Raw genomic sequence first — 21,334 nt, forward strand, 5'->3', positions numbered from 1 at the left:
GTGCGGGCGGCGAGGCCAACCTCGCACCGATAGGAGGGCAGGACGATGCGCAGGATGATCGTGGCGGCGGCATTGCTCGCCGGCTGGCCGGCCGCGGGGGAGGTGACCAAGTCCGAGCCGGGCGGGTTCGTCTCGACTCACAAGCTGGTCATCGCCGCGCCGCCCGAGAAGGTGTGGGACACGATCGTCCGGCCGTCGCTGTGGTGGAGCAAGGATCATAGTTACTCCGGCGACGCCGCCAACCTTTCGATCGATCCGCGGCCGGGCGGCTGCTGGTGCGAGAAGCTGACGGGCGGCACGATCGAGCATGCGCGAGTGCTCTATGCCGATCGCGGCAAGGTGCTGCGCATCGATGGCGCCTTTGGCCCGCTGCAGAGCGGCGCCGTGACCGGCAGGCTGACCTTTGCGCTCAAGCCGGAAGGGCAGGGGACGGTGGTGACCGTCACCTATATCGTCGGCGGCTGGCACCCCAGCGGCCTCGCCACCTTCGCGCAGCCGGTGGACGGCGTGTTCGCCGCGCAATGGCCCGCGCTCAAGAAGGCCGCCGAGCAGGGCGGTTGATCGTCATTCGCTTGGCCGCGCCCGCTGGATGGTGTATAGGGACCTAATGCGAAATCCCTTCGCCCCCGGTGCTTGACAGCCCGGGCGCGACTGCATATGTCGCGCATCTTCCGAAACCCGTCCGACCGGCAGCGCTCTCAAGCGTGTGCCGCGCGTATGCGTTTCGGGTCAACGCGACGAGATGGGGTTTGCTGCCATGCACGCCCCGTGGAGCTGGGAGAACAAGATTCATGGCACGTATTGCGGGCGTTAACCTGCCCACCAACAAGCGCGTTCTGATCGCGCTTCAGTATATCCACGGCATCGGCCCTGCGAAGGCCAAGGAAATCACGACCAAGCTGGGCATCGCCGCCGAGCGCCGCGTGCAGGACCTGACCGACCAGGAAGTGCTTCAGATCCGCGAGACCATCGACGGCGCCTACACCGTCGAGGGCGATCTTCGTCGCGAAACCGCGATGAACATCAAACGCCTGATGGACCTGGCCTGCTATCGCGGCCTGCGCCATCGCAAGGGGCTCCCCGTCCGCGGTCAGCGCACGCACACCAATGCGCGCACCCGCAAGGGCAAGGCAAAGCCGATCGCCGGCAAGAAGAAGTAAGCCGCTGGGCCGCCGACAAGCGGCCCGCCTGCTTCGCATTTCGAAGGATTACTGAACAATGGCACAAGCACCGCAGCGTCTTCGCCGTCGCGAACGCAAGAACATCACCGCCGGCGTCGCCCATGTGAACGCCAGCTTCAACAACACCATGATCACGATCACGGACGCGCAGGGCAATGCGATCAGCTGGTCGTCGGCCGGCATGATGGGCTTCAAGGGCTCGCGCAAGTCGACCCCGTATGCCGCGCAGGTCGCCGCCGAGGATGCGGGCCGCAAGGCTGCCGAGCACGGCGTGCGCACGCTCGAGGTCGAGGTCAAGGGTCCCGGTTCGGGCCGCGAGAGCGCTCTTCGTGCGCTTCAGGCGGTCGGTTTCCAGATCACCTCGATCCGCGACGTGACCTCGATCCCGCACAACGGCGTGCGTCCGTCAAAGCGTCGCCGCGTCTGATTTGCCTTTCCGCGTTGCCCGCGGGTCCGGGGTGCCGGGTCTGGGGCAGGGCGGCTCTATTTTCTGGCAGGATACCCCCCGTCCTGCCCAACCCAGGGGAAGCCCGTGTCTGTCAATGCAAAGAACTGGCAGGAACTGAAGAAGCCGAACGGCCTTGAGAAAAAGGGCGGTGACGGCAAGCGCAAGGCGACCTTCGTCGCCGAACCGCTGGAGCGCGGCTTCGGCCTGACGCTCGGCAACGCGCTGCGCCGCGTGCTGCTCTCGTCGCTCCAGGGCGCGGCGGTGACTTCGATCAAGATCGAGAACGTCCTTCACGAGTTCTCGAGCCTCGCCGGCGTGCGCGAGGACGTGACCGATCTCGTGCTCAACGTGAAGCAGATCGCGCTCAGGATGCAGGGCGAGGGCGCCAAGCGCCTCCAGCTCAGCGCCACCGGCCCGGCCGAGGTCAAGGCCGGCGACATCGCCGTGTCGGGCGACATCGAGGTGATGAACCCCGAGCTCGTCTTGTGCCACCTCGACGACGGCGCGACGCTCAACATGGAGCTGACCGCGGACACCGGCAAGGGCTATGTCCCCGCCGCCGCCAACCGTCCGGCCGATGCGCCGATCGGCCTGATCCCGGTCGACGCGCTCTACTCGCCGGTGCGGCAGGTCTCGTACAAGGTCGAGAACACCCGCGTCGGGCAGGAGCTCGATTACGACAAGCTCAGCCTGTCGATCGAGACCGATGGCACCGTGACCCCCGAGGATGCGCTCGCCTATGCCGCGCGCATCCTGCAGGACCAGCTGGCGCTGTTCGTCCACTTCGACGATTCGGCGATCACGCGTTCGGCGCCGATCGGCGTCGCCGCTCCGGCCGCTGCTGAAGCGGGTGCGGGCGACACCGCGACGATCAACCGCTATCTGCTCAAGAAGGTGGACGAGCTCGAGCTGTCGGTCCGTTCGGCCAACTGCCTCAAGAACGACAACATCATCTATATCGGCGATCTGGTCCAGAAGACCGAGGCCGAGATGCTGCGCACCCCGAACTTCGGCCGCAAGTCCTTGAACGAGATCAAGGAAGTGCTGTCGAGCATGGGCCTGCGCCTCGGCATGGAAATCCCGGGCTGGCCGCCTGAGAACATCGAGGAGATGGCCAAGAAGCTCGAGCAGGAGATCATGGGCTGAGCCCGGCGTCCGGGATTAGCGTGAGCTAATCCCGGGTTGATCGCCGGGCCCGGCCAGCGGGGCCGAAGGCTCCGACTGACGACGCGGCTTTGCCGCGGCGGCCATACCAAGGGTTATCGGCAGCCACCCCAAGCGCTGCCTGGTATGGGGTACCTTGCACGGCCCCCTAACGAACGAAGGACTAGAAATCATGCGCCATAAGTACGGCGGCCGTAAGCTTCAGCGTACCTCGGCCCATCGCGCCGCGCTGTTCCGCAACATGTCGGCCGCGCTGATCAAGCACGAGCAGATCACCACCACCGTCGCCAAGGCGAAGGAGCTTCGCCCCTATGTCGAGAAGCTGGTGACGCTGGCCAAGAAGGGCGGTCTCTCGAACCGCCGTCTCGCCCATGCCCGCTTACTCGACGACGCGCAGCTGGTGAAGCTGTTCGACGTGCTCGCGTCGCGCTATGCCGACCGCAACGGCGGCTATACCCGCATCATCAAGGCGGGCCCGCGCGCTTCGGACGCGTCGCCGATGGCGATCATCGAGTTCGTCGACCGCGACGTCTCGGCCAAGGGCCAGGATTCGGGTCCGGTGATGACCGACGAGGATTTCGACGAAGCCGCCTGATCGGCGCTCGTCGCGAGACAAGAGGAAAGGGCGGTCGCAGCGATGCGGCCGCCCTTTTTCTATTCGCAGCGTCCGGTGAGCCCCTTGCCGGCACGATACTGGACCTGGCGCGGCAGGTACTCGGGGAAGCGACAGGCGAACCAGTGGATGCGCCGCGCGCCGCGATAGATCGCCGGCGCCTCGCCGCCCGGCTTGAGGTCGTAGCTGCCGACCTGACCCTTGGCGCAGTCGAAGAACAGGTGCGTATCCCGCCGCGGCGGGCCGACGACGCACATATAGGCGACGACGCGGTAGTCGCAGCGGTTGCGCAGCGGGGCGACGATTGCACCGCCATCGGATGTCGGGACGACGCATGCATTTGCGTTCGCAGCGGATAGGGGCGCTGCCTGAAGGAGTGCCGGGATGATCAGGGCGAGCGGACCGGTCATGCCCGCATCCTGCACAATCCGCCGGATCGAAGCCAACGTTGCGAACCCGAAAGAATAACTGCGCTTTGGTGCGGGCCGCGGCTTCCCATCTTCACCTTCGAAACAAGATTCCGAGGACGAAATGAAGACGAACAGGCAATCCGGTGTGAGTGGCGCCGTGGCGATCGGCTTCGCCACGCTGCCGCTCGTCGTCATGGGCTGGGCGAGCTACGCGACGTCGGTGGGTCCGTTCGCCTGAGCGGGTAGCGTGAACGCTTGACCGCGCGCCGTGCCGCAATAGGGTGCGGCGCTTCCGTCTCAGGAGATACCAATGCGCCGCGCGCCGCTTCTCGCTCTCCCGCTGCTCTTCGCCGCCCCTGTTGTTCACGCCAGTCCGGAGTCGCCGACGACGATGCCTGCCCCGATCGCCTATCCCGAGACCAAGCGCGACGCCGTGACCGAGGAGGTGTTCGGACAGAAGGTCGCCGATCCGTTCCGCTGGCTCGAGAACGACGTGCGCAACGACAAGGAGGTCGCGGCCTGGGTCGAGGCGCAGAACAAGGTCACCGACGCCTATCTCGCGACGCTGCCCGGCCGCGATATCTTCAAGAACCGCATCAAGCAGCTGTTCGACTATGAGCGGTTCGGCGTGCCGACACGCAAGGGCGGCCGCTATTTCTACAGCCACAATACGGGCCTGCAGAACCAGGCGGTGCTGTGGGTGCGCGACAGCCTCGACGGCGCCGGCCGCGTGCTGATCGACCCGAACACATGGGCCAAGGACGGCGCCACCGCATTGTCTGAGTGGGTCCCGTCGGAGGACGGTAAGCTGCTCGTCTACGGCATCCAGGACGGCGGCACCGACTGGCGCACGGTCAAGGTGCTCGACGTCGCCACCGGCAAGACGCTGGACGACGAGGTCAAGTGGATCAAGTTCAGCAACCTCGCCTGGGCGAAGGACGGATCGGGCTTCTATTATTCGCGCTTCCCTGCGCCTGCCGAAGGCCAGGCGTTCCAGCAGCTTAACGAGAACCAGTCGGTCTATTTCCACAAGATCGGCACGCCGCAGAGCGCCGACACGCTGATCTACGCGACGCCCGAGACCCCCAAGCGCGGCCATTTCGCGCAGGTGACCGAGGACGGCAACTGGCTGGTCATCACCACGACCGAGGGCACCGACGACCGCTATGAGATCACTTTGCTCGACCTCAGGACCGCCGGCGCCAAGCCGCGCAAGCTGATCGCGGGACTCGAGAACAACTGGACCCTCGCCGGCAATGTCGGCACGCGCTTCTACTGGACGACCAACAAGGGCGCGCCGAAGATCAAATTGGTGACGATGGACGTCGCGCAAGCGAACCCGGTCGCGACCGACCTGATCCCCGAGGACGCCGCAACGCTCGAAGGCGCGGGCATCGTCGGCGGCCAGCTGTTCGTCAGCTATATGGTCGACGCCAAGGACGAGATGCGGCGCTACTCGATCGACGGCAAGCTGCTCGGCAAGGTTGCCACGCCGGGCATCGGCAGCGTCGCGGGCTTCAGCGGCGATCCGGACGAGAGCGAGGCGTTCTACGCCTTCACCAGCTTCAACATGCCCACCACCGTCTATCGCTATGACGTGAAGACCGGCGAGGCGAAGGCATGGGCGCAGCCCAAGGTGGCGTTCGATCCGGCGAAGTACAGCGTCGAGCAGCGCTTCTTCGCGTCGAAGGACGGCACCAGGGTGCCGATGTTCATCGTCAAGCGGAAGGACGTGACCGGCCCTGCGCCAACCCTGCTGTGGGGCTATGGCGGGTTCAACGTCAGCTACGGCCCGGCCTTCTCCTCGTCGCGGCTGGCGTGGATGGAGCAGGGCGGTGTGTTCGTGCTCGCCAACATCCGTGGCGGCGGTGAGTATGGCAAGGCGTGGCACGATGGCGGCCGCCTCGCCAACAAGCAGAACACGTTCGACGACTTCATCGGCGCGGGCGAGTATCTGATCGCGCAGGGCATCACGAAGAAGGACGGCCTTGCCATCCAGGGCGGATCGAACGGCGGCTTGCTCGTCGGCGCGGTGGTCAACCAGCGGCCCGACCTGTTCGCCGCGGCGTTGCCCGCGGTGGGCGTGATGGACATGCTGCGTTTCGACCGCTGGACCGCCGGCCGCTACTGGGTCGACGACTATGGCCACCCCTCCAAGGAAGCCGACTGGAAGATACTGCGCGCCTATTCGCCCTATCACAACATCGTGGCGGGCAAGGCCTATCCGGCGATCCTCGCCACCACCGCGGACACCGATGACCGCGTGGTGCCGGGTCACACCTTCAAATACACTGCGGCGCTGCAGGCGGCCGACATCGGGCCGAAGCCGCATCTGGTGCGGATCGAGACCCGCGCTGGTCACGGCACGGGCAAGCCGACCGACAAGGTGATCGAGGAAACCTCCGATCTCTGGGCGTTCGCCGCCAAGTGGACCGGGCTCGACGTCAAGCCGGTCAATTAAACCCGGCCTTGCACTGGGGCTGCCAGTCGATAGGTTCCGTTCACTCATCCGTGGACGGAGCCTTCGATGCGTTTGATCGGCCTGCCTTTTCTCGCCCTCGCCCTGGCGAGCTGCGCACCCACCGTCGCGCAGGAGACCGCTCCGGCGCCCTCGCTGCACCAGCGGCTGATGACGCTCGACACGCATCTCGACACGCCGGTGTGGTTCTCCAACCCGCACTGGAAGTTCGGCGACCGGCACGACTGGCGCACCGACCTGGCGCAGGTCGATCTCGGGCGGATGGAGACGGGCGCGCTCGATGGCGGGATGTTCGTCATCTACACCCGTCAAGGTCCGCTGACGCCGCAGGGCTTTGCCGACGCCAAGGCATTCGCGCTCAAGCGGCTCGATGAGATCCACCAGACGATCGCCGCCTATCCCAGCCGGATCGAACCGGTCACCACCGCCGACCAGGCGGTGCGCGCCAACAAGGCGGGGCTGCGCTTCGCCTTCATCAGCATCGAGAACAGCTATCCGCTGGGCGAGGACCTCTCGCTGCTGCAGAAATTCTACGATGGCGGCGTGCGCATGGCCGGGCCGGTGCATTCCAAGGACAACCAGTTCGCCGACAGCGCGACCGGGACGGCGACCTGGAAGGGCCTGTCGCCGCTCGGCCGGAAGTGGGTCGCCGAGATGAACCGGCTCGGCATGGTGATCGACGGCAGCCATTCCTCCGACGCGACGTTCGACCAGATGCTCGATCTCAGCAAGGTGCCGATCATCCTGTCGCATTCCGGGCCGAAGGCGATGTGGGATCACAACCGCAACATCGACGACGACCGCATCCGCAAGCTCGCGGCGAAGGGCGGGGCGGTGTGCATGAACAGCGTGTTCCTGACCAAGATGACTTATACCGCCGAGCGCAACCGCCTCTCCGATCTTGCCGACAACATCGCCACGCTCTCGGCGGCGGAGCAGGCCAAGCTCACCGCCGACATCCGCAAGCTCGACGAGACCGCGCCGGTGCAGGACACCGATTTCGAGACGTTCATGCGCAACCTGCTCCACCTGCTCAAGGTCGCGGGCCCCGACCATGTATGCATCGGCGCCGATTGGGACGGCGGCGGCGGTGTGCGCGGGTTCGAGGACATCACCGCATTGCCCAAGGTGACCGAGCGGCTGGTCGCCGCGGGCTATTCGGAGGCGGACATCGCCAAGATCTGGTCGGGCAATGTGCTGCGCATCCTGCGCGCCGCGGACGCGGCCAAGGGCGGGTGATCGGTATGCGAATCGCGCACGCCGCGCTCGCGGAAGCTGTCAAAGCTCACACTACGTACCCCCCGGTTTCCCCTGGGGACAGTATCTGCTGCCGACGATGAGAAAGAGCGGGCGCGTGCCAAGCCATGCTGGAACATATGCAGAACAAATCCAACATCGCAAGTATCAGCGTGATCAGGGCACGCGGCGTACGCTGAGGATCTTCACCTTGGGCTCGAGCATCTGGCCCTTCATCACGCCCTCGCCCTTGGTGGGCGAGGTGGGGGCGTCGAGGATCTTCCAGATCACGTCCATCCCCTCGACCACCTTGCCGAACGCGGCATAGCCGAGATTGTCGCCCGGCGCCGACGGATTGGCGTCGAGCGAGGTCTGGTCGCCGACGCTGATCGTGAACTCGCCGCGCGCCGTGCCGGGCGCGAGCCGTGCGGTCGAGATCGCGCCGTTGACGTGCTTGACGCCGGTCTTGGTGGTCGGCTCATGTGCGATCGGGGGCAAGGCGCGCTTGGGATTGCCCTCGATCCCGAACTGGACGAAGCCGAATTTGTCCGCGACCTTGACCGAGCGGTAGAAGGCGATGCCGTCGAGCCGTTTCTGGTCGGCATAGCGCAGGAAGTTGCGCGCGGTGATCGGCGCGCGCTCGGTCTCGAGCTCGAGCACGAAGCGGCCCATGTTGGTCTCGATCGCCACCTTCTGCGTCGCCGGCTTGGGCGCAACCGCTGGAGCGGGTGCAGTGGTAGGCGCTGGTGTCGATGTCGTCTGGGCGAGCGCGGCGACGGGGGCGAGGAGGGCGCCAAAGAGCAAGGGGGCGAGCAGGGTGCGGCGGATCATCATGCGGTCAGCTTCGCGCAAGCCGGGCTGGGCTTCAACCGGCTTTCGTCCACAACAGAATCGCTTTGCTGGCGCGGGGGCGACCGCCACCCATGTTGCGAAAGGCGATGCCGTTCCCCTAGATGCGGCATCGCTTGCTATTTGGGCCACAAGGCCCTGGGGCCAACAGGACGTAGAATGACCGCGACGCACTCGACCCGCATGCTGATCCTCGGTTCCGGTCCGGCCGGCCTCAGCGCCGCCATCTATGGTGCGCGCGCCGGGCTCGCGCCGATCGTGGTGCAGGGCATCCAGCCGGGCGGGCAGTTGATGACCACCACCGATGTCGAGAATTATCCCGGCTTCCGCGAGGTGATCCAGGGCCCGTGGCTGATGGAGGAGATGCAGGCCCAGGCCGAGCATGTCGGCGCGCAGATGATGTACGACACGATCGTCGAGGTCGACCTGACCCAGCGTCCGTTCCGCATGGTCGGTGACGGCGGCACCGTCTATCTCGGCGATACGCTGGTGATCGCGACGGGCGCGCAGGCCAAGTGGCTCGGCCTCGACAGCGAGGAGGCGATGAAGGGCAAGGGCGCGAGTGCCTGCGCGACCTGCGACGGCTTCTTCTACCGCGGCAAGAAGGTGGCGGTGATCGGCGGCGGCAACACCGCGGTCGAAGAGGCGCTCTACCTCACCAACCACAGCCATGACGTCACGCTGATCCACCGCCGCGACACGCTGCGCGCCGAGAAGATCCTGCAGCAGCGGTTGTTCGCCAACCCCAAGATCAAGACGCTGTGGAACAAGGAAGTCGTCGAGTTCGTCGGCGGCGGCGATCCAGAGGGGCTGGTCGGCCTCAAGCTCAAGGACACGGTGACCGGCGAGCTCTCCGACATCGATGTCGAGGGCGGCTTCGTCGCGATCGGCCATCACCCGGCGACCGAGCTGTTCCGCGGGCATCTGAAGCTCGACGCCGACAGCTATATCGAGGTCGAGACCGGCACCACGCGCACCAGCGTGCCGGGCGTGTTCGCGTGCGGCGACGTGATGGACAAGGTGTATCGCCAGGCGATCACCGCGGCGGGGACGGGTTGCATGGCGGCGCTGGATGCCGAGCGGTTCCTGGCCGAGGCCGATTTCGAGGCGGTCGCCGAAGCCGCGGAGTGAGCGGCCGAAGTTGACGAAGCTACGCGGAACGCCTGCCAAACTGTCACCTTTGTCGCTTGACGAAGTTGACAAGAATGCGGGGTTTGTAGCGATTGCGCCTGTGAAGCGACTGGATCGCGCCGGGTTTGAATCCGTCGCCCCACTCACGCGCCGCCGCTGTGCCGGTGGCGCGACAGGGTGCGGGTTGGGTTCGAGGAGTCCGATGATCCATCGACCAGGGTAGATCAGATGAAATCCAACATTGGAAGGGGGCGGGCTCAGCCGTTGAGGTATCCGCTAACGACCCCATTGCGGACGCCGAGATGGCCTTTAATTTGCGGCAGTGGAGACTTGGATGTCGCAAGCTGACCGTATGAACTCTGCGTCGAATTCTTGGGAAGCTGATCCGTGGGACGCTTCCGACATACTTGCCGACGCTCAACTCGCCGGTTTTCAGGAAAGAGCGACCAAACCGATTGAGTGGGCTTCGATACGAAAAGCTGGCTCGTCAGTCTTTGGTATCGAACGACAGAAGCTGACCAGTGGCGATGTCGAATTTTATGCCACCCATGATGGCGAGGACCTGCTGTTGATGCAATTAGCTTGGCACGGCTTCCCTGACCCGCCTGAGTGGCGGTTGGCAAGCCGCCCGAGCGGTAGCGACGGGCCTTGGGAGTCATGGGGATATTTTGACGATTTGCCGGGACATTGGCGGATACCGTCAAACGGCAGCTAACCACCCCATAGCAAACCCACATCGCGGAGTTCCAGGAGAGGGTATGCGGCACGCCAATCCGGTGCCCTCAGCTCGCGCGGATGATCGTGGCCGCCATGCGGTTGAGCGGCGCGTCGATGCCGTGGCGGACGCCGAGCCGGACGATGACCTCGTTGCGCGCGTCGATCTCGGTCTCGCGACCGGCGAGGCGGTCGGCGTGGATCGAGTTGATCGAGTCCGCCGGCCCCGTCCGATAGCCCTCGACCACCTTGTCGGCGACCTCGTCGTCGAGCACGGCGCCCTCCGCCCGGCCGACCGCGATGCACTCGCGCACCAGCCCGCGCATCAGCTCGGCGATGTCGGGATCGTGCGCGATGCCCGCTGGCTTGAGCGTCAGCGCGCTGACCACGCCCGCACAGTTGATCGCCAGCTTCTGCCACGCGGCGGTCAGCCAGTCGTCGGTCAGCCGCAGCTCGATCGGGGTGGTGGCGAAGAGCACGGCGAAGGCGTCGCTCGCGGGGCCCGCGGGGATGGTGAGGCTGCCGGTCCGGCGCTGGACGACATCGCCGGGCGCTCGGCGCTCGGCCGGGATGTCGACGACCACCGGGACGATCCGGCTGGGATCGATCTGCGGAAAGCGCGAGAGATGCTCGACGCCATTCTGCAGGATGGCGACGCGCGTGCCGTCATGCACCAGCCGGTCGAGCCAGCGTGACGCGCCCGCCGCGTCATAGGTCTTGGTCGCGACGATCACCCAGTCCACCGGGTCGGCCGTGTCCGGATCGGTGAGGAGCAGGGGCTGGCTCTCGAGATCGCCGTCCGGCGTTTGCACGCGCAGGCGCTCGAACGGCGTGCGTGCGCACAGCGTGACGTCCAGCGCCGGATCGGCGATCAGCCAGGCGGCGATGGTCGCGCCGATCGCGCCCGTGCCGACGACTGCAATCTTCGTCATGCGTAGCTCCGAATTTCAGCTCTTGAGCGCCGCCAGCACCCGCTGCGTCAGCCAGGCCTTGTCCTGCGGGCGGGCGAAGCTGTGGCTGTCGGTATCGCAGATGTCGAGCGTGCGGCGGGCGCGAGCCTTGGTGAAGGCGTCGCCCTGCCAGTGATCGGCGAAGGCGAGGGCGGTGTTGTCGGCCTTGGCGAGCAGGATTGTGACCGGGGTCTCGCTGGCGTCGAGCCCGGCAGCGAGACGGGCGGGGAGGCTGGCGGGCGGTTGCGATTGCTTGGCAGATGCTTTCAACAAACCACTGACTAGCTTACGGATATTCACGCCGCCCGTGAACAGGCGGAGCAGCTCGCGCGGGTTCTTGAGCTTCTCGACATAGCGCGAGCGGATCGCGGCGGCGGGCGGGAGATCGTCGATCGCCTCGATCGTCCAGGGATTGGTGAGGACAAGCGCGTCGATACCGGTGTTCGTTTGGAACAGGATCAGCGCGCTCGCGGCGTCGCAATTGCCGAAGGCGACGATGCGCGTGAGGTGCGGTGCTTCGTGGCGGAAGGCGGCCACCGCTTCGCGGATGTCCTCAGCCGTGGACTCGAAGCCGTTGTTTTCACCAGTGGAATCGCCGATGCCGCGGCGGTCGTAGCGGAACGCCGGGTGGCCCGCGGCAGCGACGCTCGCGGCCAGTTCGGCCATGCCGCGATGCGCGCCGATGCGGATCTCGTTCCCCCCCGAGACGATCAGCAGGCCGGTACTGCCCGGCGCTTCATCGAGCGTGGCGGCGAGGGTTTCGCCCGCGCATGGGAAACTGGTCAGCCTGCGCATGTGGCGATCCAGGCGGCGATGTCGCCGGCGACGGCGCTGGCGAAGGCGAGGTCGTTGTCAGGCTCGGCGCGGCGCCAGAGCGGGCTGCCGGGGAGCTTGGCGTCGGCCGGCTTGGCCTCGGTCTCGAGACGGACGGTGCGGACGGCTTCGGTGGAGGGCGCCGCGGCGGACAGCTCGGCAAGGAAGGCGGGGGCGATCAGATTGCCCGCCAGCTCGACCGGTTCGGTCGCGGTATCGATCGCGGCCGGATCGAACGCCTCGCCCGCTTCGCGCGACGACGCCTGGCGTGCCCGGACCAGTTCGCGGCGCAGGTCGGCGCCGGTCATCGGCGAGAGGTGGTAGCGGCCGGCGATCTGCGCATCGCCATCGAGCAGCGCGCCGCTGCGAATGGCGAAGGTGAAGACAGGCACGCCCAGGCTCGCGGCTGCGGCGGCGAACCCCGCCCGCAGCTTGGCCAGGTCGGTCTCGTGGGTGGGAAGCAGGCTCTCGCCTTGACCCGGCAGGTCGGGCAGCAGGCCCACGATTCCGCGCTCGGCCAGCGCACGCAGAATCGTCACCGCGAAGGCGCGAGTGCGGTTGGCTTCCTCGAACAGCGGCAATGCGGCGACCACCACCGGGCCCTCGGCAGGCCCGAAGCGAAGCATCGCCTCGCGCCCGCCGGGCCAGTCGTAATGGCCGAACGCGGTCAGGTCAGCGCCTTGGCGGCGGCGAAGCGGACCAGCGCGCCGAAGGTCTCGAGCATCTCGCCGTCGACCTCGTCATCCTCGATGATGATGCCCAGGCGATCCTCGATCTCGGTGAGCACGCCGGCCACCGCCATCGAATCGAGCTCGGGCAGCGCGCCGAACAGCGGGGTCGCCTCGTCGAACGCGGCGGCGCGCTCGGCGCTGATCCCCAGCACGTCGCGCAGCACGCCGCGCACGGTTTCCTCGACCTCGTGAAATCCTTCCGGCTGCAACGCCCTTCCCCCTGCTATTTTTGTGTCCCGTTACCGGTTGCGGACCGGGCTGCCAAGTGCTGCACCTGCTAACATGCGACTTGGCACTGCATCGTTAACCGATGCGGGGTAAGGAGGCGCCATGGTGGAACTCGACCCGAATCCGCGCCCGATTGACGCGCTGTCCGCTCTTGGCGCGCCCGACGATATCGCGCTCGAGGACCGCGCGGGCGCCCTGACCTATGCCGAGCTTGAGGCCGCGGTGGGCGCGCTGGCGCTGTGGCTCAGGTCCGACGGGCTCGAGCCCGGCGCGCGCGTCGCGACCTGGCTGCCCAAGACGCGGCTCGCCTGCCTGATGCCGCTCGCCGCGGCGCGCGCGGGGCTGGTGCATGTGCCGGTCAATCCAGTGCTCAAGCGCGCGCAGGTGGCGCATATCCTCGCCGATAGCGGCGCTTCGCTGCTGCTCACCCAGCCGGCGCGATCGATGACCCTCGAAAGCGGCGACTTGCCCGATCACTGCCGGATCGCCGGGGACGACGAGGCGGGGCTGGAGGGGGAGGGGCTGCCGCCGTCGGACGCCGATCCGCAAGCGCTGGCGGCGATCCTCTACACCTCGGGCTCGACGGGGCGGCCCAAGGGGGTGATGCTGAGCCATGCGAACATGTGGCTGGGGGCGATCAGCGTCGCGCATTATCTCCGGATCACGCCCGCCGACCGCGTGCTGGGCGTGCTGCCGCTGAGCTTCGACTATGGCCAGAACCAGCTTTTCTCGACCTGGGCCGGCGGGGGGCGGGTGATCCCGCTCGACTATCTGACCGCGCGCGACGTGATCAAGGCGGCCGAGCGGCACGACATCACCACCGTTGCCGGCGTGCCGCCGCTGTGGGTGCAACTGCTCGACGCCGAATGGCCCGAGCTGGTCGCGCGCAGGCTCAGACGGCTGACCAATTCGGGCGGCGCGCTGACCACCCCTATGGTGCGCGGGTTGCGCGCGAAGTTCCCGAATGCGAACCTCTATCCGATGTACGGGCTGACCGAGGCGTTCCGCTCGACCTATCTCGACCCGTCGCTGGTCGACGCCAATCCGGACTCGATGGGCCGCGCGATCCCCTTTGCCGAGATCATGGTGGTGCGGCCCGACGGCACCCGCGCCGATCCCGGTGAGCCGGGCGAGCTGGTGCATGCCGGGCCGCTGGTGGCGCAGGGCTATTGGCAGGATCCTGAGCGGACGGCGCAGCGTTTCAAGCCGGCGCCTAGCTTCTCCGAATATGGCGGGATGGCGGTGTTCTCGGGCGACACGGTGACTGAAGGGGCGGACGGGCTGCTGCGCTTCGTCGGGCGCGACGACGAGATGATCAAGTCCGCCGGCAACCGCATCAGCCCGACCGAGGTCGAGGAAGCGGTGCTCGCCGGGGGCGAAGCGCGCGAGGCGGCGGCGTTCGGGGTCAAGGACGAGCGGCTGGGGCAGGCGATCGTGGTGGTCGCGGTGGCGCGGGGCGAGGCGGCGGTGGCCGAGGCGGCGCTGCGCGAGCGGCTGCGGCGCGAGCTGCCGAGCTTCATGCAGCCCGCACGCTACGAATGGCGCGAGAGCCTGCCGCGCAACGCCAATGGCAAGTTCGATCGTTCGGGTCTGAAGGCGGAGCTGACGTCATGAAGCCAATGGGGCCGATTCCTCCGTATTTCGCGGACCAGCGCGAACTGACGGTTGCGGGCAAACGCGCCGTGGACTGGGTTGCGGAGGCCGGATCGCCGCTGTTCGTCTATGATGTCGGCATCGTGCGCGAACGGCTGGCAAGGCTGCGTGCCGCGCTGCCGCCGGCGTGCGAGATCCATTTCGCGATCAAGGCCAACCCCTTGCCGGCGTTCCTCGAGGCCGTGGCGCCGCTGGTCGGCGGGCTCGACGTCGCGTCAGGCGGCGAATTGGCCAAGGCGCTCGCGGTCAAGGACGCGGCGCACATCAGCTTTGCCGGACCGGGCAAGCGCGATTGGGAATTGGAGGCGGCGATCGCGGCGGGCGCGACGCTCAATCTCGAGTCCGAGGGAGAGACCGGGCGCGCGCTGGCGATCGGCGAGCGGCTCGGCGTCGCGCCCAAGCTCGCGGTGCGGGTGAACCCGGACTTCGAGCTGCGAGGATCGGGGATGAAGATGGGCGGGCGCGCCTCGCCCTTCGGGGTCGATGCGGCGCGCGTGCCCGCGCTGGTCAAGCGGCTGATCGAAGCGGGTGCGGACTGGCGCGGCTTCCATATCTTCGCCGGATCGCAGTCGCTCGACACTGCGGCGATCGTCGAGACGCAGGCGGCGACGGTGGCGCTGGCGGCGCGGCTGGCGGACGAAGCGGGTGCGCAGCCGACGCTCGTGAACCTCGGCGGCGGGTTCGGCATCCCCTATTTCGCCGGGGATGTGCCCGTCGACGTCGAGGCAGTCGGCGCGGCGCTGGGTGACGCGCTGGCGGCGCGGCCGTCGGTGCTCGTCAACTCGGCTTTTGCGATCGAGCTTGGACGCTGGATCGCAGGCGAGTGCGGCGTCTATCTGATGACCGTGATCGACAAGAAGACGAGCGGGGAGGAGACGTTCCTGGTGTGCGACGGCGGGCTGCACCACCAGCTCGCCGCCTCGGGCAATTTCGGAACGGTGGTACGGCGCAACTATCCAGTGGCGGTGGCGGGAAAATTGGGTTCGGAACCGATCGAAACCGTCTCCATTGTGGGTCCGCTTTGCACGCCGCTCGACCGGCTTGCCGATCGCGTGGCCATGCCCGAAGCCGGGCCGGGCGACGTCATCGCGGTGTTCCTGGCGGGTGCCTATGGCGCGAGCGCGAGCCCGGCGGCATTCCTGGGGCATGGTCCCGCAGCCGAGATCGTCGCCGGCGGCTGATCAGGCGGAGCGCAGGCCGATCCGCAGGAAGTCGCGGGGGCGCGCGTCGCCCGCCGCGCCGCCACCGAACAAGGCGCCACCCACGCGTCCGACATCCATTCCCATCGGCAGCAGCACGAGCTGGGCGAGCGCGGTGCAGAGCAGGCCCCACCACGCCATCACCTCCTGCTCTTGGATCAATGACAGGGCGTCGCAGGCGAGCATCGGCACGAACATCACCCAGGCGGCCAGGCACCATTCGTTGCGTAGATAGCGGCTGCCGATCACGAAGGCCGCGAGGTGCTGGGCGAGGTTGACCCAAGGCATCGGCATTCCCAGCCACCACGCGAACTCGCCCGCCAGCCAGCTGAGCACGATCACGCGCGCCAGCGGGCTGAACGGGGCGACGAACAGCCCGGTCAGCAGGATGCCGATATAGTAGAGGTGCCCCGGTCCCATCCGTGTAAGGTCAGCCCTGGGGCTTCTGCGGACCCGGCCGCGGTCCGGGCGTCGGCGGCGAGGAGGGTCCCGGCGGCGGTGGCGGCGGCGCGGGCGGATAGCCGCCATGCTGTCCGCTGGAAGTGACCGGCTTGCGAATATCGATCATGTGCCCATCTCCCGCTTCGATACGGCCCCGTAACCGAATCGGGCCGCGTGGTGAATGTCATAACGCATGTCCCGGTCGAGTCCCGCGCTCTTCTTTCCTAACGGTATCTTTACCTCTGACACCCATAGCAATCGTTGAAATGTGCGTGGATTGCGGGGGCGGGACGCCGGTCCTCCGCGCACGGTACGGAGGTTTGGGGCAATGCGTTTTCGGCATGGTGCGCGGGTTCTGACGGCGGCGTCGATCGCAGCGGTCGCGCTTTCGAGCTGCGCGGGGGGCGGCAGCCGCCCGGAACTGCCGGCCACCACCTTCGTCGCCAGCCGCGAAGGGCCGGGCGAGGAATATGTCATCGGCCCGCTCGACAGCCTGCAGATCTTCGTGTGGCGCAATCCCGAGCTGTCGGCCAAGGTGCAGGTGCGCCCCGACGGCCGCATCACCACGCCGCTGATCAGCGACATGCCCGCGGTCGGCAAGACCCCGGCGATGCTGGCCGACGACCTCAAGATCGCGCTCGGCGAATATATCAAGGATCCGATCGTCTCGGTCATCGTCGAGAATTTCAGCGGCACCTACAGCCAGCAGATCCGCGTGGTCGGCGCGACCGAGAAGCCGGCGTCGATCCCGTATCGCGCCAACATGACCCTGCTCGACGCGATGATCGCGGTCGGCGGGCTCAACGAGTTCGCGGCGGGCAACCGCGCGCGACTGGTGCGCTTCGACAAGAATTCGGCGCGCCAGCGCGAATATCGCGTGCGCCTGTCGGACCTGCTCAAGAACGGGGATACGAGCGCGAACGTGCGGCTTGAGCCGGGCGACGTGATCATCATCCCCGAGAGCATGTTCTGAGGGGCCGCGGCTGATGGGGGGCCTTTGGGAAGAAGTGCGGACTGCGGTCCATGGCGTGTGGCAGCGGCGCTGGCTCGCCGCGGCGGTCGCCTGGGCGATCTGCCTGCTCGGCTGGCTGGTCGTGTCGCAGATCCCGAACCAGTATGAGAGCCGCGCGCGGGTGTTCGTGCAGCTGCGCCAGATCCTGCCGGGCGAAGGCCTCGCCAGCCAGCAGGAGCAGCAGAAGGACATCGACCGCGTCCGCCAGACGCTGGCCAGCGCGATCAACCTCGAGAAGGTGGTGCGCGGCACCGCGCTCGCCAACACCGTCGCCACCGACCGTGACGTCGCGGATCGCGTGGCCGGGCTGCAGCAGAAGATCAAGGTCACCGCGCAGCAGGACAATCTGTTCGAGATCACCGCGACCGCGGGCAACGGCAAGCTGTCGCGCGACATCGTGCAGAAGCTGATCGACATCTTTGTCGAGGACAATCTGACCCAGGGCCGGGACGAGGCGAGCCAGTCGCTCACCTTCCTCGACCAGCAGCTCGCCCAGCGCCAGAAGGCGCTCCAGGAGGCCGAAGGCAAGCAGGCCGAGTTCCAGGCGCGCTACCTCGGCTCGCTGCCCGGCACCGGCTCGCTCACCGAGCGGGTGGCGGCGGCGCGCAGCCAGCTGGCGCAGGTCAATGCCGATCTTGCCGCGGCCCAGAGCGGGCTGGCGGCGGTCAACGGCCAGATGGCGGGTACTTCCGCCTCGGTCTCCGGTCCGGGCGGCGGTGCCGTCGCGGGGCCGGCGCGCGCGCGTGTTTCGGCCATTCAGGGACAGCTGGCCGAAGCCCGCGCGCGCGGATGGACCGACGCCCATCCCGACGTGATCGCGCTCAAGAGCCAGCTCTCGGCGGCGCAGACCGCGGCGCGGGGTGAGCCGGTGTCGATGGCGGGTGGCGGCGCCAACGCCAATCCGCTCTATTTGAGCCTTCGCGCGATGCAGGCCGACAAGGCGGCGCAGGTCGCCGCGCTGACCAACCGCAAGGCGCAGATCGAGGCTGACATCAACGCGTTCGACCAGAAGATGGCCGGCGATCCCGCCGCCGCGCAGGAACAGGCCGAGATCGATCGCAACTATCAGGTGCTCAAGACCCAGTATGACAAGCTGCTCGCCGATCGCGAGCAGGTGAAGCTGCGCAGCCAGGCGGCGAGCCAGACCGACGCGGTCAAGTTCAGCGTGATCGATCCGCCGGTCACGCCCACCGCGCCGGCCGCGCCCAACCGGCTGCTGCTGCTCACCGGCGTGCTGATCGTCGGCCTCGGCGGCGGCGTCGCGGCGGCGTTCGGCCTCAGCCAGCTCGCCGGGACCTTCCCTACCGCCAAGCGCCTCGAAAAGGCGTCGGGCATGCCGGTGATCGGATCGGTCGGCGAAGTGGTGACCGCGGCGCAGACCGCGCTGCGCAAGAAGCGGGTGCAGATGTTCGCGGCGGCGATGGGCGGGCTCGTGTTCGCCTGGGTCGCATTGCTCGGGCTGGAAATCTTCCAGCGCGGCATGGCGTGAGGGGCGAGAGATGAACGATCAGACTCCCCGCCGCTACCAGGGTTCGCTGCTCGAGCGGGCGGCCGCGCGCTATGACCTGATGCACGAGCCGCGGGTGATCCCGGCGCTGCCGCAGGAAGCGGCGGCGGTACAGCCGCAGCAGCGCGTTCAGCCTCAGCCCGAACCGGCACCGCTGCCGGTGCTCGATCTGGCCGAAGCGCCGCGCGTCGAAGCGCCCGTCCCCGCACCGGCCGCGCAGCCCGTCCACACGCCGGGAGCCCGCCCGCGCATCGCGATCGACCGCGACAAGCTCGCCGAGGAGGGCATGCTCGTGCCCGGCGCCGCGGTGACCGCGCTCGCCGAGGAATTCCGGCTGATCAAGCGCCAACTGCTCAACACCGCGCGCGCGATCCATCGCTCCGAGCCGGACAAGTCGCGCATGATCCTGGTCTGCTCGGCCAAGCCGAACGACGGCAAGACCTTCTGCGCGATCAACCTCGCGCTCTCGATGGCGGCCGAGAAGGATGTCGAGATCCTGCTGGTCGATGCCGATTTCGCCAAGCCCGACGTGCTGCACCGCCTGGGAGCGCCCGAGAGGCTGGGCCTGCTCGACGTGCTGGCCGGCGACATCGACAGCGCCGAGGCGTGCGTCCTCGACACCGATGTACCGCAACTCTCGGTGCTGCCCGCGGGCACGCGATCGAACGCGGATACCGAGCTGCTCGCCAGCGCCCGGGCGCACGACGTACTCGACGCATTGGCCGCGGCGAACCCGAACCGCATCGTGATCTTCGATTCGCCGCCCGCGCTCGCCGCGTCGCCGGCTTCGGTGCTGGCCGGGCATGTCGGGCAGGTGATGCTCGTGGTCCGTGCCGACCGCACCAGCGAGAGCGACCTGCGCGAATCCGTCGGCCTGCTCGACGGGTGCGAGCAGATCCAGCTCGTGCTCAACAGTGTATCGTTCCAGCCGGGCGGCCGCCGCTTCGGCACCTATGGCGCCTATTACGGGGAGGGTGAGGCGTGAGGCTGCTTGCCGCGGCGATCGCCGCCACCGTCATCGCCGGGCTGCCGGCCGCCGCGCAGGAGCGGCGCAAGTCGATCGAGCCCTATGTCGAGGCCGCGCAGGTCCTGGTCGCCGACTTCGATTCGGATGAGGTGCTGACCTATACCAGCGTCGGCGTCGGCATCGACGCGTCGATCCAGACGCGCCGCGTCGAGGTGCAGCTCGCCTACAAATACGAGCATCGCTTCTCCTATAATCGCGACGTCGCCGACGGCGACACGCATAGCGGCCTCGCCCGCGCAGCGATCCGGGTGACCCCACATCTGACGCTCGAGGGCGGCGCGCTCGCCACGCGCACGCGCAGCGACATCCGCGGCGACGCGCCGGGCAACCTCGCGGGCAATGTGCGCAACGTCAGCCAGGTCTATTCGGCCTATGCCGGCCCGACCTTCCAGGCCGGCAACGGCCCGATCGACGTCAGCGCCGCCTATCGCTTCGGTTACACCAAGGTCGAGGAGCCGGACATCTCCGGCGTCGATCCGACCCAGCCGCCGGTCGATCTCTACGACTCCGCCACCAGCCATCTTGCCCAGGTCACCGCCGGGGTGAAGGCGGGGACGGTGCTTCCCGTCGGCCTCAGCGTCGCGGGCGCGTGGCAGCGCGAGGAGATGAGCCAGCTCGACCAGACCTATGACGGCAAGTTCGCGCGCGTCGATGCGGTGCTGCCGGTCGGCGCCGGTCTCGCCGTGGTCGGCGGCGTCGGCTACGAGAAGATCAAGATCACGCAGAAGGACCCGCTGCGCGACGCCGATGGCGACATCGTGCGCGACGGCAATGGCCGCTTCGTCACCGATCCGGCCTCGCCGCCGCGCATCGCCTATGACGTCGACGGCGTGTTCTGGGACGCGGGCGTGATCTACAAGCCGAGCTCGCGCCTGATGCTCGAGGCGCGCATCGGCCGCCGCTATGAATCGATGAGCTATACCGGGTCGCTGCAGTGGCAGATCTCGCGGCGCTCGGGGCTGCAGATCGGCGTGTACGACCATGTCGACAGCTTCGGCCGACAGCTCCAGCGCGACCTCGCGGCGCTGCCGACCAGCTTCCGCACCCCGGTCGATCCGTTCGGGGACACCTATAATGGCTGCGTGTTCGGCGACACCGGCACCGCCGCGGGCGGGTGCCTGACCGACGCTTTGAGCTCGATCGCCAGCGTCAATTATCGCGCGCGCGGCGTGGTCGGCGTGCTGTCGATGAACGCCGGGCCGACCACGCTGGGCTTCGGCGCAGGCTATGCCAACCGCCGCTACCATGTGCCGCCGGGCAGCTCGATCATCGCCGGCACCAGCGACGACACCTGGTACGCGCAGTTCTTCGCGTCGCAGGCGCTGGACTCGGTGTCGAGCGTCAGCGGCAACGTCTACGCCAATTATTTCGAGAGCGGCATTCCGGGCGCGCCGGGCGTGTTCGGGGCTGGCGCCAACGGTTCATACTATCGTAGCTTCGGTGCGCTCAGCGCGACGGCGACGCTCGGTATCTCGACATTCGATATCGAAGGCGAGGGCAACACGTCTGCACAGGCGCTGCTCGGCCTGCGGTACGGCTTCTAACGGG

23 protein-coding genes are annotated in these 21,334 nt (G+C 67.6%); 15 read left to right on the forward strand and 8 right to left on the reverse strand.

Annotated features, from left to right (window positions below):
* Positions 1-45 precede the first annotated feature (45 nt).
* The 5 genes from OK349_RS01100 (at position 46) to rplQ (ending at position 3,388) form a co-directional block, all read left to right on the forward strand.
* Positions 46-561, forward strand: coding sequence for an SRPBCC family protein (locus OK349_RS01100; RefSeq protein ID WP_265115991.1), 516 nt, complete (start codon positions 46-48; stop codon positions 559-561).
* A 230-nt stretch (positions 562-791) separates the two neighbouring features.
* The gene (gene rpsM / locus OK349_RS01105) at positions 792-1,160 is read left to right on the forward strand and encodes a 30S ribosomal protein S13 (protein WP_265115992.1); all 369 of its coding nucleotides are present in this window, start codon (positions 792-794) and stop codon (positions 1,158-1,160) included.
* A gap of 58 nt (positions 1,161-1,218) precedes the next feature.
* The gene (gene rpsK, locus OK349_RS01110) at positions 1,219-1,608 is read left to right on the forward strand and encodes a 30S ribosomal protein S11 (protein ID WP_066579261.1); all 390 of its coding nucleotides are present in this window, start codon (positions 1,219-1,221) and stop codon (positions 1,606-1,608) included.
* A gap of 105 nt (positions 1,609-1,713) precedes the next feature.
* On the forward strand, positions 1,714-2,775 hold the full coding sequence (locus OK349_RS01115) for a DNA-directed RNA polymerase subunit alpha (protein WP_265115993.1): 1,062 nt from the start codon (positions 1,714-1,716) through the stop codon (positions 2,773-2,775).
* Between the two features lie 190 nt (positions 2,776-2,965).
* Positions 2,966-3,388, forward strand: a complete 423-nt coding sequence (gene rplQ, locus OK349_RS01120) for a 50S ribosomal protein L17 (RefSeq protein WP_265115994.1) — start codon at positions 2,966-2,968, stop codon at positions 3,386-3,388.
* A gap of 59 nt (positions 3,389-3,447) precedes the next feature.
* Here rplQ and OK349_RS01125 read toward each other — a convergent pair whose 3' ends face one another.
* Positions 3,448-3,816, reverse strand: a complete 369-nt coding sequence (locus OK349_RS01125; RefSeq protein WP_265115995.1) for a hypothetical protein — start codon at positions 3,814-3,816, stop codon at positions 3,448-3,450.
* A 310-nt stretch (positions 3,817-4,126) separates the two neighbouring features.
* Here OK349_RS01125 and OK349_RS01130 point away from each other — a divergent pair, with 310 nt between their 5' ends.
* Positions 4,127-6,277, forward strand: a complete 2,151-nt coding sequence (locus OK349_RS01130) for a prolyl oligopeptidase family serine peptidase (RefSeq protein ID WP_372340528.1) — start codon at positions 4,127-4,129, stop codon at positions 6,275-6,277.
* A gap of 66 nt (positions 6,278-6,343) precedes the next feature.
* Positions 6,344-7,534, forward strand: a complete 1,191-nt coding sequence (locus OK349_RS01135) for a dipeptidase (RefSeq protein ID WP_265115996.1) — start codon at positions 6,344-6,346, stop codon at positions 7,532-7,534.
* Between the two features lie 174 nt (positions 7,535-7,708).
* On the opposite strand, the gene OK349_RS01140 is transcribed toward OK349_RS01135, so the two are convergent.
* Entirely contained in the window at positions 7,709-8,365 is a 657-nt protein-coding gene (locus tag OK349_RS01140) for a peptidylprolyl isomerase (RefSeq protein ID WP_265115997.1), read from the reverse strand.
* 174 nt (positions 8,366-8,539) lie between these two features.
* Here OK349_RS01140 and trxB point away from each other — a divergent pair, with 174 nt between their 5' ends.
* Both trxB and OK349_RS01150 read left to right on the forward strand, forming a co-directional pair.
* Positions 8,540-9,511: a thioredoxin-disulfide reductase gene (gene trxB, locus OK349_RS01145; protein ID WP_265115998.1), complete on the forward strand. Its 972-nt coding sequence runs from the start codon at positions 8,540-8,542 to the stop codon at positions 9,509-9,511.
* 334 nt (positions 9,512-9,845) lie between these two features.
* A complete protein-coding gene (locus OK349_RS01150; protein ID WP_265115999.1) occupies positions 9,846-10,226 on the forward strand; it encodes a hypothetical protein in 381 nt (126 codons plus the stop codon).
* A 67-nt stretch (positions 10,227-10,293) separates the two neighbouring features.
* Here the strand turns inward: OK349_RS01150 and OK349_RS01155 are convergent, their stop codons facing one another.
* Genes OK349_RS01155 through OK349_RS01170 form a run of 4 tightly spaced genes read right to left on the reverse strand, consistent with a single transcriptional unit; the run spans position 10,294 to position 12,928 of the window.
* Entirely contained in the window at positions 10,294-11,157 is an 864-nt protein-coding gene (locus OK349_RS01155) for a 2-dehydropantoate 2-reductase (protein ID WP_265116000.1), read from the reverse strand.
* 15 nt (positions 11,158-11,172) lie between these two features.
* Positions 11,173-11,970, reverse strand: a complete 798-nt coding sequence (locus OK349_RS01160) for a hydrolase 1, exosortase A system-associated (protein WP_265116001.1) — start codon at positions 11,968-11,970, stop codon at positions 11,173-11,175.
* Positions 11,958-12,614 (reverse strand): alpha/beta hydrolase family protein, encoded by a 657-nt coding sequence (locus tag OK349_RS01165; protein WP_265116002.1) that lies wholly within the window; start codon positions 12,612-12,614, stop codon positions 11,958-11,960. The genes OK349_RS01160 and OK349_RS01165 overlap by 13 nt, the downstream gene beginning before the upstream one ends.
* 41 nt (positions 12,615-12,655) lie before the next feature.
* Positions 12,656-12,928: an acyl carrier protein gene (locus OK349_RS01170; RefSeq protein WP_265116003.1), complete on the reverse strand. Its 273-nt coding sequence runs from the start codon at positions 12,926-12,928 to the stop codon at positions 12,656-12,658.
* Between the two features lie 121 nt (positions 12,929-13,049).
* Here OK349_RS01170 and OK349_RS01175 point away from each other — a divergent pair, with 121 nt between their 5' ends.
* Together OK349_RS01175 and OK349_RS01180 are read left to right on the forward strand one after the other, a co-directional pair.
* Complete coding sequence (locus OK349_RS01175) at positions 13,050-14,561, forward strand: acyl-CoA ligase (AMP-forming), exosortase A system-associated (protein ID WP_265116004.1); 1,512 nt, start codon at positions 13,050-13,052, stop codon at positions 14,559-14,561.
* Entirely contained in the window at positions 14,558-15,781 is a 1,224-nt protein-coding gene (locus tag OK349_RS01180) for a pyridoxal-dependent decarboxylase, exosortase A system-associated (protein ID WP_265116005.1), read from the forward strand. The genes OK349_RS01175 and OK349_RS01180 overlap by 4 nt, the downstream gene beginning before the upstream one ends.
* Here the strand turns inward: OK349_RS01180 and OK349_RS01185 are convergent, their stop codons facing one another.
* Both OK349_RS01185 and OK349_RS01190 read right to left on the reverse strand, forming a co-directional pair.
* Complete coding sequence (locus tag OK349_RS01185; protein WP_265116006.1) at positions 15,782-16,219, reverse strand: hypothetical protein; 438 nt, start codon at positions 16,217-16,219, stop codon at positions 15,782-15,784.
* Positions 16,220-16,229: 10 nt separating this feature from the next.
* Complete coding sequence (locus tag OK349_RS01190; protein WP_265116007.1) at positions 16,230-16,367, reverse strand: hypothetical protein; 138 nt, start codon at positions 16,365-16,367, stop codon at positions 16,230-16,232.
* A 201-nt stretch (positions 16,368-16,568) separates the two neighbouring features.
* On the opposite strand from OK349_RS01190, the gene OK349_RS01195 reads away from it, so the two are divergent.
* From OK349_RS01195 to OK349_RS01210, 4 genes are read left to right on the forward strand one after another with little or no spacing between them, the layout of a single operon-like run.
* Entirely contained in the window at positions 16,569-17,213 is a 645-nt protein-coding gene (locus tag OK349_RS01195) for an XrtA/PEP-CTERM system exopolysaccharide export protein (protein WP_265116008.1), read from the forward strand.
* A 13-nt stretch (positions 17,214-17,226) separates the two neighbouring features.
* Positions 17,227-18,741 (forward strand): XrtA system polysaccharide chain length determinant, encoded by a 1,515-nt coding sequence (locus OK349_RS01200; protein ID WP_265116009.1) that lies wholly within the window; start codon positions 17,227-17,229, stop codon positions 18,739-18,741.
* 10 nt (positions 18,742-18,751) lie between these two features.
* Positions 18,752-19,744 carry an AAA family ATPase gene (locus OK349_RS01205; RefSeq protein ID WP_265116010.1) on the forward strand — a complete coding sequence of 331 codons (993 nt, stop codon included), beginning with the start codon at positions 18,752-18,754 and terminating at the stop codon, positions 19,742-19,744.
* A complete protein-coding gene (locus OK349_RS01210) occupies positions 19,741-21,330 on the forward strand; it encodes a porin family protein (RefSeq protein ID WP_265116011.1) in 1,590 nt (529 codons plus the stop codon). The genes OK349_RS01205 and OK349_RS01210 overlap by 4 nt, the downstream gene beginning before the upstream one ends.
* The last annotated feature ends 4 nt before the right edge of the window (positions 21,331-21,334 follow it).

The organism is Sphingomonas sp. BT-65 (assembly GCF_026107375.2).
Taxonomy (GTDB): Bacteria; Pseudomonadota; Alphaproteobacteria; order Sphingomonadales; family Sphingomonadaceae; genus Sphingomonas.